The organism is Streptomyces sp. WAC04114 (assembly GCF_019733245.1).
GTDB lineage: Bacteria > Actinomycetota > Actinomycetes > Streptomycetales > Streptomycetaceae > Streptomyces > Streptomyces massasporeus_A.
Genome location: NZ_JAIGQA010000222.1, coordinates 1 through 12243 on the forward strand (window position 1 = coordinate 1; position 12243 = coordinate 12243).

Genomic DNA, 12243 nt, shown 5'->3' on the forward strand with positions numbered 1-12243 from the left:
CCCGCGAACCCCGACCCGTACGGCTCGGGCCGGCCGGCTGCCGCGGGGTACGACCCCTACGGCACCCCCGGCGCGGCGCCGCTGCCTCCGGAGGGTTCCGGCACCCCCGCGGCCGGGCAGCCACCGCACTCCGCCGCCGGCTACGGATCCGCTGCCACGGGCGGCCAGGCGCAGGGAGGCCCCGACTACGGGTATCCGCAGGGGCCGACTGCCGGTGGCTACGGCGTCGCAGCCGGGAGCGCCCAGCCGCAGCCGGGGTCCGGCGCGCCCGGGGCCGGTGACGCCGGCGGGCAGCCGTCGCGGGGTGGCTCCGGGTACGGGTATCCGCAGGGGCCGACTGCCGGTGGCTACGGCGTCTCAGCCGGGAGCGCCCAGCCGCAGCCGGGTGCCGATGCGTACGGGGGCGGCCTGCCGTCGGCTTCCGATGCGTACAGCGGTGGACTGCCGCCGGCCTCGGGTGCCTACGGGCCCGCCGGAGGCGCCCCCCTGCCCCCGGCCGCCGACGAGGGCGCGACCCAGTACATACCGCCCGTCACGGGCGACACGGCCGTCGCGGCCACGCAGTATCTGCCGCCCGTCGCGCCGACCGCCGACGAGGGCGCGACCCAGTACATACCCCCGGTGACCCCGGGAGCCCTGCCGCCCGAGATGTCCGCGGGCGAGGACCCCGAGGCGACGCGGTTCCTCGGGACCGGGCCCCGCACCGGGGCGGGAGCCGGACCGCTGCCGCCCGCGGGGCACCCGGACGCCGAGGCGACGCAGTACATACCGCCGGTGCCCGGCGGGGGCAAACAGCCGCCCTCCGAGTTCGACAACCTCTTCCGCAGCGACCAGGGCGCCGAGAGCCCGGCCGGGGCCACCCAGCAGATGCCCCGCATCGAGCAGCCGCAGCCCCAGGCCTCGTACGGCGCTTCCCAGCCCTCCCACGCCCCGCCCTCCGGCGGCCGGGGGCGCGGCGGCCGCACCGGCTCGCGCGTGCCCGTCATCGCCGCCGTCGGCATCGGGATCGCCGTCCTCGGGGTCGGCGCGGGCGCGCTGCTCGCCGGTGGCGGAGGCGGCGGTGACGACGACAGCGGCGACAAGAAGACCGTGGCCGCCTCCGCACCCGCGACGGACGGCTCCGCCTCCCCCTCCACCGACCCGGCCCGGGCCCAGGCGGTCGAGCTGGACAAGCTGCTCGCCGACAGCGGCGACAGCCGCAGCACGGTGATCAACGCGGTCGCCGACGTCAAGCGCTGCGACAACCTCCCGAACGCCGCCAAGAACCTGCGTGACGCGGCCAAGCAGCGCAACCAGCTGGTCACCCGGCTCTCCGGCATCGAGGTCGACCAGCTGCCCGACCATGCCGCACTGACCACCGCCCTCACCAAGGCCTGGCAGGCCTCGGCCTCGGCCGACAACCACTACGCGGCCTGGGCGGACCAGACCGCCGGCAAGAAGGGCTGCAAGAAGGGCCAGGCCCGCGCCACCAATCAGACCCAGGCCGGCAACCGGGCCAGCGGCGTCGCCAGCACCGAGAAGGCCAAGGCGGCCGGGCTGTGGAACGGGATCGCGAAGAAGTACGGCCTGACCGAGCGCCAGCCGACCCAGCTGTGACGACGGGGGACGGCGGGCGGGACGACTGGTGACCGGCGGCGACGCTCAGTAGTTGATGTCGGCGTTCTGCAGCGTCCTCGTCGTGTCGACGAAGCCCTTGCGCGCCGACACCAGCCGCCCGTCCCGCACCACCTGAAGGGTCACGTTCGCGTTGACCAGGCGCGGGAAGCCCACCGAGGCGAGCTTGTCCTGGAACTGCCAGCGCAGCGTCGGTGTGAGCCCGCCCGTGCTGACCTTCAGGCCGTCGTCCAGGGCCTCCGCCACCGTGTCGGCGCTCACCTCACCGTCCCCGAGCGACTCGACGACCTGCCGGAACACCGTGTAGGCGATCCACGTGGTCTGCACTCCGGCGTCCGCGGGGTCGATGCGGTTGTCGCCGAAGGCCTGCTCCCGGATCACCCGCTTCATGCCGTCCCAGCGCGGATCGCTCGCCACCGGGTACCAGCCGGTGATGTACGAACCCTCGTAGGGCCCGGACGCGCCGCCGGTCGCGTCGATCACCGTCTGGTCGACGCTGCCCAGCACGGTGGCCGTCCGCACCTCGGGGTAGTCCTCGCGAGCGCGCCGGAAGGAGTCCATGAAGGTGCCGTTGCGGTCCCCCAGCGCGGGCACCACGCAGCCGTCGTCCGTCGCGCCGCGGGTCGTCGTGCGCAGCGCCCGCTCGGCCTGGCCGTCGTACTCGGTGGCGTCCTCCGCCGCCCGCTGGTCGGTCGAGGCGCGGTGGCCGCCGGCCTTCAGACCGGAGTCGAGCAGCGGGGGCAGCTGGTCGCCCGCGATGGTGTCGGGCCGGATCAGCGCGACGGGCCCGCAGTCGGCGAGGGCGCTGCCGAGACCGGCGAGCAGCGCGGGCTGGCCGCCGTTGACGGGGTAGGACAGGGGGCTGGTGACCTCGGCGTTGGTGATGCCGTAGCCGCCTATGTAGGGGATCCCGGCCCCCTCCAGCGACGGGAAGAAGGAGTCCGCGTACTGGCTGTAGGATCCGACGACCGCGACCGCGTTCTCCTTGGCGGCCCGCCGGGCGCACTTCGCGGCGTCCACGCTGTCGTTGTGGTCGTTGCAGGTCAGCACGTTGAGCTTGCGGCCGTTGATCCCGCCCGCGGCGTTGATCCAGCGGGCGTAGGCCTGGGCGAAGGCGGGCATGCCGGGCTTGTTGGTGGCCTTGGTGTCCTGCGGGGCCCAGGTCATGACGGTGATGGTGTCGTCCCCGACATCCCCCGTGGTGCCGGGGACGACACCGCAACCTGCCAGGAGGGACGCGCACGCGACCGCCGCGCCCGCGGAGAGGACGCCGTTTCTGGCGTGACGGGTGAGGAGGCCGGGGAGGAATGTGCTGCGGGTGCGTCGCCTGCCGGTCATGGGTCTGCACGATTCCGCCACAGGGCTAACCCGTGAGTGATCTCGGGTCAACACTTGGTGACGCACAGGTGAATTACGGGGGCTGATGTAACCGATGTGGAGGGGAACGTACGATCGATGACCGTGCAAGCTTCGGAGAACTCTTCCCGTCGTGGCCGTCGCTCATCCACCATGGGCGGCATGCCTGTCAACGACATGCCGTGGTGGCGCTGGCGCAGCAACGTGCGCTCGGCGCTGCACATGCTCTCCGATCCCGGGTTCCAGCGGGACGTCTGGCTGGCCGGTGTGGACGGCTTCGGCGACGTGACCGACGCGGTGTACCGGCTGGTCGAGGACACCTGGCTGGACCACTGGTCCGCCGAGAAGTACGTCGGCACGATCTTCCGCGACGCGCAGGAGGCCGCCCTGGTCGACAGCGCGGTGCTGCGGGTGCTGCGGATCATGCACCAGGTCGGACCGGACGCGCCGGTCGCCGCCTACCTCGAGCACGAGGCCTGGCCGGAGGCGGTCCAGGCGGCCCGGGACGCGCACGTGCAGCTCGCGACGAGTGACGGCGAGGACCCGGACGCGGCGCCGCGCAGTCTGGAAGTGCTGCGGATCATGACGCGGTCCGCCTAGCGGTTTCGCGGGGCGGTCCGCCCTGCGGGACGATTGCCGGGGGTGTCGTTCCTTGTGGGAACCTGTCCTGCATGAACGAGCAGTCCTCCAGCGCCGCGGTCCCGGCCGACCAGTACGTCCTCACCCTTTCCTGCCCTGACCGGAAGGGCATCGTGCACGCCGTGTCGAGCTATCTGTTCATGACCGGTTGCAACATCGAGGACAGCCAGCAGTTCGGCGACCACGACACGGGCCTGTTCTTCATGCGGGTCCACTTCTCCGCGGACGCCCCGGTGACCGTGGAGAAGCTGCGGGCCAGCTTCGCGGCGATCGGTGACTCGTTCCAGATGGACTGGCAGATCAACCGCGCCGACCAGAAGATGCGCATCCTGCTCATGGTCAGCAAGTTCGGGCACTGCCTGAACGACCTGCTGTTCCGGGCGCGGACCGGGGCGCTGCCGGTGGAGATCGCCGGAGTGGTGTCGAACCACACGGACTTCGCCGAGCTGGTGAAGTCGTACAACATCCCGTTCCACCACATTCCGGTGACGAAGGACACGAAGGCCGAGGCGGAGGGGCGGCTGCTCGACATCGTGCGCGAGGAGGGTGTCGAACTGGTCGTGCTCGCGCGGTACATGCAGGTGCTGTCGGACGACCTCTGCAAGGCGCTGTCCGGGCGGATCATCAACATCCACCACTCGTTCCTGCCGAGCTTCAAGGGTGCGAAGCCATACCACCAGGCTCATGCGCGGGGGGTGAAGCTGATCGGTGCGACCGCTCATTACGTGACGGCTGATCTTGACGAGGGACCGATCATCGAGCAGGAGGTCGAGCGGGTCGGGCACGACGTGACGCCCGAGGGGCTTGTCGCGATCGGGCGTGATGTGGAGTGTCAGGCGTTGGCTCGGGGTGTGAAGTGGCATGCCGAGCGGAGGATTCTGCTCAATGGGCGGCGGACGGTGATTTTCGCCTAGGAGCTCGGGTTATCCCGTTTTCGCGGCGGGTGCGGGTTTTCTGTGGCTGTTCGCGCCCACGCGGCGAAGCCGCATATCAGGCAGAGCCCCGCGCCCCCAAAACCTCACATCCTGCTCAGTGAAGCCGCCGCGAACAGGACGTCCCTGATCGCCTCCCTGTCTCCCACCTGGCCTGCCGCCGCCTCCTGTGGCGGGACGTGGCCGGCGGCGAGGCGGCAGAACTCGACGCCGTCCAACGCCACGTGGGCCACCTCGTGCTCGGCGGAGCCCTTCGCCGCGGGGGAGTCCAGCGGGATCAGCCACTCGCCGCCGCCCGAGCCCTCGATCTCCAGCCGGAGGCTGCGGCCCGGTTCGCCCGCCGCGACCAGATGCCGGTGGTGGGCGGGGGAGGCGAGGCCGGCCCGGCGGCGGTGGGCCAGGGCCGTCGGCAGCATCCGGGCCGCGAGGTCGATCATGCGGTGCAGATGGCGCGGTGAGGGCGGGTCGTAGGGGTAGTCGACCGCCTCGGCGATGTCCTCCGCGTGCACCCAGCACTCGAAGGCCCGGTCGAGCATCGCGTCGTGCAGGGGCAGCTCGAAGTCGCCGTACGACACCGGCATCTTCCCGGCGCCGCCACCCGTGAACGACACCGTGCGCACGAGGCTGTGGCTCTGCTCGCGCCAGGGCGCGCGGACGAACCGGGTCGGCGGGAAGTGGGAGGCGCGCCAGAGGGCCTCGGTGCGGGCCGCCGGCGTCGGCTGCCGGGACGGGACCTCGCCCAGCGGGTCGTCCAGGCCGAGCGCGACCGACACCAGGCCGTCGACGCTGAGCAGATGCGCGATGACCCCGGCGACGGTGGTGCGGCGGCTCGTCGACTCGTCGGCCCGGAACCAGCGCAGCCGTACCGGCGCGTGCCACTCGGCGTCGCCGAAATCCTGCAGCAGGGCGTCCAGGCGCGCGGTCTCGGCGTCGTAGGCGGCGGCCCAGTCCGGCACCGGGATCCGTGGCGGGCGCCGCTCCAGGCAGGTGTCCAGGACGCGGGTGCGCAGCCCCGGGTCCAGGTCAAGGCTCTCGGGGCGTTGCAGCAGTCCGACCGCCTCGCGCAGCCGCCGGGCCTCGTCGGCGCAGGGGCCGCACGCGCCGAGGTGCTCCTCGACGGCCGTGGCCTCCTCGGCCGAGCACGCGGCCAGTGCCCAGGCGCCGAGCAGGGCCTTCAGCACGGGGTGCTCGAAAACGGGCGGGGCGGGCGGCGGTGGCGTGTCGCCGGGGTGCGCCGGCGCGGGCAGCGGCAGTCCGCTGTCCTCGACGGAGGCCCGGGGCGTCGGTATCCGCGGCGGGTGCCCGCGCCCCGGGGCGTCACCGGGCGGGCCGGCATCGCGCCCACCTTCACCGCCTTCATCCCGAGTGCCGCTTTCGTCCGCGGTGTTGCCCTTTCCCTCGTGGTCGTTCTCCCCTTCGTCGCCGTCGTACGCCTCGAACCGGTCCGGCCCGTTCACACCGCACCCCCGTACCCGGGCGGGGCGCCCGGTGCCTCGGTGTCGTGGGCGGTGGAGAGCAGTTGCAGGCCAAGGCGCAGGCGGCGGCGGGCCTCGTCCTCGGTGATGCCGAGGTCGGCGGCGGTCTGGCGGTAGTCACGGCGCTGGAAGTAGGCCCGCTCCAGGGCCGAGCGCAGCGGGACGGGCATGGACTGCACGATGTAGTCGGCGCGGGCGGCGACCGAGGCGCGGCGCACCCTGTGCTCCAGTTCCTCGGTGGTGCCGGAGCCTTCGCGCGTGAGGGCGGCGGTCTCGGTGGCGCGCAGCCGCTGCACCGCGAGCCGGTGCGTCAGCGTGGCGACCCAGGTGCGCAGCGGGCCCTGCCTGGGGTCGTAGGAGTCGGGGTGCTCCCAGACGTGGATGAAGACCTCGCGGGTGATGCCGTCGGCGGCGCGATCGTCGCCGAGGACGCGGTGGGCGAGGCCGTGCACGAGGGAGGCGAACCGGTCGTAGAGCTCACCGAGGGCGGCGGCCTCCCCGCGGGCGAGCCGCTGCTGCATCTTGCGGTCCCAGCGAGGCGGTACGTCCTTTTTCGCCATGCGGCCCCCTCACCCCCTGCTCGTGTCCCGCGCCCGTGCTCTGTCCAGCCTGTGCCCGACGTCTCCTCGAATGTAGTCGGCACGTCCGGTAGCGCACGCCCCTTTGTGGCAATGTGCGCCCCCTGACCGGCCGCAGGTGGTAGGGGGCCGCGGGTGCTCGCACCGGTCGCCTTTGGGCTCGCGCCTACCCCATCGCACTAGGATCAGACCTGACTGAAGAGGATCGAACAGGATCGAAGTCGACTAAAACAAGCCTCTTCCGCGGGGGATCCGTTTTTCTGGTTGTGTTTCAGGGAACGGCCGCTGGGCAGCCGCGCTGCAAGGAAGCGTAGGGTCTGCTTCCGGTTTGGCGAGCGAGGGGCGTGGTGGTGACCTTCAAAGTGACCGGCGGCGAGCAGGGCGAGTGGGCCGTGCTCCAGGTGTCGGGCGAGCTGGATCTGGTGACGTCGCCGGTGCTGCGTCAGCGCGTGCACGATGTGGTTGCCGAAGGGCACCACTGCCTCGTCCTGGATCTGTCCGAGGTGTTCTTCTGCGACTCCAGCGGCGTCGGCGTGCTCATCGCGGCCCGTCGGCTGATCCGCTCCTGCCAGGGCCGGCTGCGCCTCGTGCTGCCCGCCCGCGGCGCGGCGGACGGCTCCCATGTCAACCGGGTCCTGGGCGCGCTCGGTGTGCGCAGGCTGTTCGACGTGTACGGCGACGTGGACGCGGCCCTCGGCGACGAGGGCGAACCCCTGTCCGCGTGACCGCCCGATGACGCACGGTAGACCGGGTGTTGCCGTTCCGGCACGCCGTTGTCCGGGAATTCCCCCGGTCTTGGCACAAGTGACGTTTTCCCGCGCCCGAACGGCGCCCTCCGTCGTACGCTCCGACCGAGACGTACCCCACCTGACGTAAGGCGGCCCGAAAAAGACATGGTCAGCAGCGAGTACGAGCGCAGGATCGCCGCCCGGTTCGCCACCTTCGACCAGGACGGCAACGGCTACATCGACCGCGAGGACTTCTACGGCGCTGTCAAGGCGCTGCTCACGGAGTTCGCGGTGGCGGCCCGCTCCGACAAGGGACAGGCCCTGTACGGCGGTGCCGAGGCCTTCTGGCAGGGCATGGCCGGGATAGCGGACCGCGACGGCGACCAGCGCATCACGCGCGAGGAGTTCGTCAACGGCGCGGTCAAGCGGCTGCGCGACAACCCCGACCGGTTCGCCGAGATCGCCCGGCCCTTCCTGCACGCGGCCCTGGACGTCGCCGACACCGACGGTGACGGCGCCGCGACGACCGAGGAGGCCGGCCGCGTCCTGAAGTGCCTCGGCGTCCCCGAGGAGCTCGCGGGCCCGGCCGCCGCCGCGCTCGACGAGGACGGCGACGGCAAGGTCGGCGAGGCCGAGGTCGTACCCGCCTTCGCCCGCTACTTCACCGTGCCCGAGTAGGGCCACGCGTCCGCCCCTTCGCCGTGGGGGTTGTTCGGGGACAGCGGCTGCGGGCTGTCGGTGGTTGTTCGCGCAGTTCCCCGCGCCCCTGGGGGGCACTGTGCCCCCCAGGGGGGTGCCCGCTGCGGGTCACGTGTGTGAGTAGTGCTCGCGGAGCTTGTACTTCAGTACCTTCCGCAGGGTCTCGCCCCGCGGAAGGGCGTCCACCACCTCCAGGCGCTCCGGCAGCTTGTGCACCGACAGTCCCTCGGTGCGCAGGAAGGCGGTGACGTCCGCGAGCGTCAAGGCCTCGGCCCCCGGGGGCTGTTCCACCACCGCGCACACCAACTCGCCGCGCGCCGCGTCCGGCAGGCCGATCACCGCCACGTCCCCGACCGCCGGATGCCGGTGCAGCAGGTCCTCGATCTCCTGGGCCGAGATGTTCTCGCCCTTGCGGATGATCACGTCCTTCAGCCGGCCGGTGAGGACCAGGTGCCCGGTGTCCGTGAGCCGCCCGAGGTCACCGGTGCGCAGGAACCCGTCCTCGTCGAAGGCCTCCGCCGTCTGCTCGGGATCCAGGTACCCGCGGCACACGGCCTCCCCGCGCAGCCGCACCTCCCCGTCCACGATCCGGATCTCCATGCCCCGCGGCGCACGCCCCTCCGTCGTCGCCAGCAGCTCGGGGGTGTCGTCCGGCGCCCCCATGGTGATCATCGGCACCTCCGTCATGCCGTACCCGTGGGTGAGTTGCACCCCCATCTCGCGTACGACGGCGTGGTACAGCTCCGGCGGCTTGGGCGCCCCGCCGCCGGCCAGCAGCCGCAAGGTCGGCACCACGGGCTCTCCTGGCCGCTTGCGCTGCTCCGCGAGGAACATCGAGTAGAACGCCGTCGACCCGCCCGCCATGGTCACCCCGTGCGCGCGGTACGCCGCCAGCGCCTCCGGCAGCGCGAACTGCTCGAACAGCACCGCCGGGAAGCCGTACAGCAGCAGCATCACCGTGTAGTCGGGCCCGCCGATGTGGGCGTAGGGGAAGGCGATCGAGCCCACGTCCCGCGCCGAGGGGCGCAGCGCGTGCGCCAGGCAGGAACCACCCGCGAGCAGCGAACGGTCCGTGTGCAGCACGCCCTTGGGGTCGGAGGTCGTGCCGGACGTCCAGTAGATCCAGCGGACGGCGGTGCCGTCGGAGGGCGGGGGCGGCAGCACGGACGGATCGCCCTCGGGCAGGTCGTCGTAGGCCTGGAAGACGCCCTTCGCGCCGAGGCGCCGGGCCATCTCCGTGTGGTCGAAGCCGCGCCAGGTGCCCGGCACCGCGAAGAACTCGGCCCTCGACTCGCGCAGCGCGAAGCCGACCTCGCGGTCCCGGTAGAAGGGGATCACCGGGGTCTGCGCGGCGCCGAGCCGGGCCAGGGCGAAGGACAGCACGGCCGTCTCGATGCGGGTGGGCAACTGCCAGGCGACCACCGTGCCGGGGCGTACGCCCATGCCGTACAGGCCGGCCGCGACCCGCTCGGCACGGGCGTGGAGAGCCCCGAAGGTCAGCGTCCGGTCGTCCTGGAGGAAGAGCGGGCGGTCGGGCGTGAGGGCGGCCCGGCGGGTGACCAGCTCCCACAGGGTCCGGGACGAACTCAGGGCGTGCGGGGTGTCGTTCACGGCTGCCCCCTGCTCCTCGGCGTGCTCCTTGGCTGACGGACCGTCAGGTGGGATGCTATCTGACGCTGCATCAGATAAGTACCGTCCGGCGGAGGGGACCCATGGCGACCGAACTGCCCCGCATCATCAGCGTCGACGACCACGTGATCGAGCCCGCCCACCTCTTCGACACCTGGCTGCCGGCCAAGTACCGCGAGCGCGGCCCCAGGGCGCTGACCGCGGGGATCGGTGAACTCGCCTACATCGGCGGCAAGTACCGCATCACCATGGACCCGGACGGCCAGCCCACCGACTGGTGGATCTACGAGGACCTGAAGTTCCCGTACAAGCGCAACATCGCCGCCGTCGGCTTCGACCGCGACCAGATGACCCTGGAGGGCATCACCCGCGAGGAGATGCGACGCGGCTGCTGGGACCCGAAGGCCCGCCTGGAGGACATGGACCTCAACCATGTCGAGGCGTCCCTCTGCTTCCCGTCCTTCCCCCGCTTCTGCGGGCAGACCTTCGCCGAGGCGCACGACAAGGAGGTCGCCCTCGCCTGCGTACGCGCCTACAACGACTGGATGGTCGAGGAGTGGTGCGGCGACAGCGGCGGGCGGCTCATCCCGCTGTGCCTGATCCCGCTGTGGGACGTCGGCCTGGCCGTCGAGGAGATCCGCCGCAACGCAGCGCGCGGGGTGAAGGCCGTGACCTTCTCCGAGATCCCCACCCACCTCGGGCTGCCGTCCATCCACTCCGGCTACTGGGACCCGTTCTTCGCGGTCTGCCAGGAGACCGGGACGGTCGTCAACATGCACATCGGCAGCAGCTCCCAGATGCCCGCCGCCTCACCGGACGCCCCGCCCGCCGTCCAGGCCTCCCTCAGCTTCAACAACGCCATGGCCTCGATGATGGACTTCCTCTTCAGCGGGGTCCTGGTGCGTTTCCCGGGCCTCAAACTCGCCTACTCCGAAGGGCAGATGGGCTGGGTCCCGTACGCCCTGGAGCGCGCCGACGACGTGTGGGAGGAGCACCGCGCCTGGGGCGGGGTGCGCGAGACGATCCCCGAGCCGCCGTCCACGTACTACTACCGGCAGATGTACTGCTGCTTCTTCCGCGACAAGCACGGCGTGGCGTCGCTGGACGTGGTCGGCCGGGACAACGCCACCTTCGAGACCGACTACCCGCACGTCGACTCGACCTTCCCGCACACCAAGGAGGTCGCCCTCGACCACGTCAAGGGACTCGACGACGAGACGGTGTACAAGCTGATGCGGGGCAACGCCATCCGGATGCTCGACCTCGACCTGGACCGGGACCGCTGAGGCCCGCCGATGGACCTGTCGGACACGCCCGAGGAGGCCGCCTTCCGGGCCCGGCTGCGGGAGTGGCTCGCGGCCGTGCTCCCCGGCCTCCCGCCCAAGCCGTCCCCCGACGACTGGCCGGGGCGACGCGCCTACGACCTCGGCTGGCAGCGCCGGCTCCACGACGCCGGATACGCCGACGTCCACTGGGACGCCTCCCCGACCCTGCGGCTGATCTTCCTGGAGGAGACCGAGCGGGCGGGCGCGCCCTACGTGGGCGCCAACTTCGTGGGCCTGCTGCACGCCGGTCCCACCATCGCCGCCGAGGGCACGACGGAGCAGCGGGCGCGCTGGCTGCCGCCGATCCTGCGCGGCGAGGAGGTCTGGTGCCAGGGCTTCAGCGAACCCGACGCCGGATCCGACCTCGCGGCCCTGCGCACGCGCGCGCGGCGCGACGGCGACGCCTACGTGGTGACCGGCTCCAAGATCTGGACCTCGCACGCGGAAGTCGCCGACTGGTGCGAGCTGTTGGTCCGCACCGACCCCGGCGCGCCCAAGCACCGGGGCATCACCTGGCTCGCCCTGCCCATGGACGCGCCCGGCGTCACCGTACGGCCGCTGCGCACGCTCGCCGGGTCGGCCGAGTTCGCCGAGGTGTTCCTCGACGAGGTGCGGGTGCCGGTGGCGAACCGGGTCGGGGACGAGAACGACGGCTGGCGCGTCACCATGGTGACGCTGTCCTTCGAGCGGGGCACGGCCTTCGCCGGCGAGGTCGTCGCCTGCCGGCGCGTGCTGGGCGAACTGGCCGTCGAGGCCCGGAAGAACGGCCGCTGGGACGACCCGGCCCTCAGACGCCGGCTGGGCAGGCTCAACGCCGAGTTCCGGGCGCTGTGGCGGCTCACCCAGTGGAACGTGAGCGCGGCGGAGGCATCGGGCGGGGTACCGGGCGCAGGCGGTTCGGTCTTCAAGCTCCGCTACTCGCACGCCCGTCAGGAGCTCTACGACGCCGCCGCGCAGGTGCTGGGCCCCGACTGCCTCGACCTGGACCGGCCCTGGGCGCTCGAACGACTGAACTCCCTGTCGTACACCATCGCGGCCGGCACCTCGCAGGTGCAGCACAGCATCATCGCCGAGCGCATCCTCGGCCTGCCGAAGGGACGGTGAGACGCCGTGCGGTTCCGCCTGACGGACGACCAGCGGGCACTGCGGGACGGGTTGCGCGAGGCCCTGGCCCGGCGCTTCGACGCGGACGCACTGCGGGCGGCCGTGGAGGGTGCTGCCGGGGCGAAGGGCAGCACGGAGGGCGAGAGGGCGGGGCCCGACGAGGG

At 72.2% G+C, this 12243-nt stretch carries 11 protein-coding genes; 7 read left to right on the forward strand and 4 right to left on the reverse strand.

Translation table 11 applies throughout. The features are described 5' to 3' along the window. Positions 1-81: 81 nt before the first annotated feature. Positions 82-1596 carry a hypothetical protein gene (locus tag K4G64_RS35060; protein ID WP_260461410.1) on the forward strand — a complete coding sequence of 505 codons (1515 nt, stop codon included), beginning with the start codon at positions 82-84 and terminating at the stop codon, positions 1594-1596. A 45-nt stretch (positions 1597-1641) separates the two neighbouring features. On the opposite strand, the gene K4G64_RS35065 is transcribed toward K4G64_RS35060, so the two are convergent. Further along, the gene (locus tag K4G64_RS35065; protein ID WP_221759938.1) at positions 1642-2952 is read right to left on the reverse strand and encodes an ABC transporter substrate-binding protein; all 1311 of its coding nucleotides are present in this window, start codon (positions 2950-2952) and stop codon (positions 1642-1644) included. A gap of 117 nt (positions 2953-3069) precedes the next feature. Here K4G64_RS35065 and K4G64_RS35070 point away from each other — a divergent pair, with 117 nt between their 5' ends. Both K4G64_RS35070 and purU read left to right on the forward strand, forming a co-directional pair. Continuing rightward, positions 3070-3570: a hypothetical protein gene (locus K4G64_RS35070; protein ID WP_221759939.1), complete on the forward strand. Its 501-nt coding sequence runs from the start codon at positions 3070-3072 to the stop codon at positions 3568-3570. 71 nt (positions 3571-3641) lie between these two features. Beyond that, positions 3642-4523 (forward strand): formyltetrahydrofolate deformylase, encoded by an 882-nt coding sequence (gene purU, locus K4G64_RS35075; protein WP_221759940.1) that lies wholly within the window; start codon positions 3642-3644, stop codon positions 4521-4523. A gap of 104 nt (positions 4524-4627) precedes the next feature. Here the strand turns inward: purU and K4G64_RS35080 are convergent, their stop codons facing one another. Continuing rightward, entirely contained in the window at positions 4628-5998 is a 1371-nt protein-coding gene (locus K4G64_RS35080) for a zf-HC2 domain-containing protein (protein WP_221759941.1), read from the reverse strand. Continuing rightward, positions 5995-6576, reverse strand: a complete 582-nt coding sequence (locus K4G64_RS35085) for a sigma-70 family RNA polymerase sigma factor (protein ID WP_221759942.1) — start codon at positions 6574-6576, stop codon at positions 5995-5997. The genes K4G64_RS35080 and K4G64_RS35085 overlap by 4 nt, the downstream gene beginning before the upstream one ends. Positions 6577-6938: 362 nt before the next feature. Between K4G64_RS35085 and K4G64_RS35090 the strand changes: the two genes are divergently transcribed. Together K4G64_RS35090 and K4G64_RS35095 are read left to right on the forward strand one after the other, a co-directional pair. Then, positions 6939-7319 (forward strand): STAS domain-containing protein, encoded by a 381-nt coding sequence (locus K4G64_RS35090; RefSeq protein ID WP_030849533.1) that lies wholly within the window; start codon positions 6939-6941, stop codon positions 7317-7319. 168 nt (positions 7320-7487) lie between these two features. After that, positions 7488-8000, forward strand: a complete 513-nt coding sequence (locus K4G64_RS35095) for an EF-hand domain-containing protein (RefSeq protein ID WP_221759943.1) — start codon at positions 7488-7490, stop codon at positions 7998-8000. Between the two features lie 129 nt (positions 8001-8129). Here K4G64_RS35095 and K4G64_RS35100 read toward each other — a convergent pair whose 3' ends face one another. Next, positions 8130-9632 (reverse strand): class I adenylate-forming enzyme family protein, encoded by a 1503-nt coding sequence (locus K4G64_RS35100; RefSeq protein ID WP_221759944.1) that lies wholly within the window; start codon positions 9630-9632, stop codon positions 8130-8132. A 101-nt stretch (positions 9633-9733) separates the two neighbouring features. Between K4G64_RS35100 and K4G64_RS35105 the strand changes: the two genes are divergently transcribed. Next, the gene (locus tag K4G64_RS35105) at positions 9734-10936 is read left to right on the forward strand and encodes an amidohydrolase family protein (RefSeq protein WP_221759945.1); all 1203 of its coding nucleotides are present in this window, start codon (positions 9734-9736) and stop codon (positions 10934-10936) included. A gap of 9 nt (positions 10937-10945) precedes the next feature. Next, positions 10946-12079 carry an acyl-CoA dehydrogenase family protein gene (locus tag K4G64_RS35110; RefSeq protein ID WP_221759946.1) on the forward strand — a complete coding sequence of 378 codons (1134 nt, stop codon included), beginning with the start codon at positions 10946-10948 and terminating at the stop codon, positions 12077-12079. The last annotated feature ends 164 nt before the right edge of the window (positions 12080-12243 follow it).

Excerpts from the sequence above, each read along its gene's own strand:
- K4G64_RS35065 (WP_221759938.1), bottom strand. The coding sequence starts at position 2,952 with ATGACCGGCAGGCGACGCACCCGCAGCACATTCCTCCCCGGCCTCCTC.
- K4G64_RS35070 (WP_221759939.1), top strand. The coding sequence starts at position 3,070 with ATGACCGTGCAAGCTTCGGAGAACTCTTCCCGTCGTGGCCGTCGCTCA.
- purU (WP_221759940.1), top strand. The coding sequence starts at position 3,642 with ATGAACGAGCAGTCCTCCAGCGCCGCGGTCCCGGCCGACCAGTACGTC.
- K4G64_RS35085 (WP_221759942.1), bottom strand. The coding sequence starts at position 6,576 with ATGGCGAAAAAGGACGTACCGCCTCGCTGGGACCGCAAGATGCAGCAG.
- K4G64_RS35095 (WP_221759943.1), top strand. The coding sequence starts at position 7,488 with ATGGTCAGCAGCGAGTACGAGCGCAGGATCGCCGCCCGGTTCGCCACC.
- K4G64_RS35105 (WP_221759945.1), top strand. The coding sequence starts at position 9,734 with ATGGCGACCGAACTGCCCCGCATCATCAGCGTCGACGACCACGTGATC.
- K4G64_RS35110 (WP_221759946.1), top strand. The coding sequence starts at position 10,946 with ATGGACCTGTCGGACACGCCCGAGGAGGCCGCCTTCCGGGCCCGGCTG.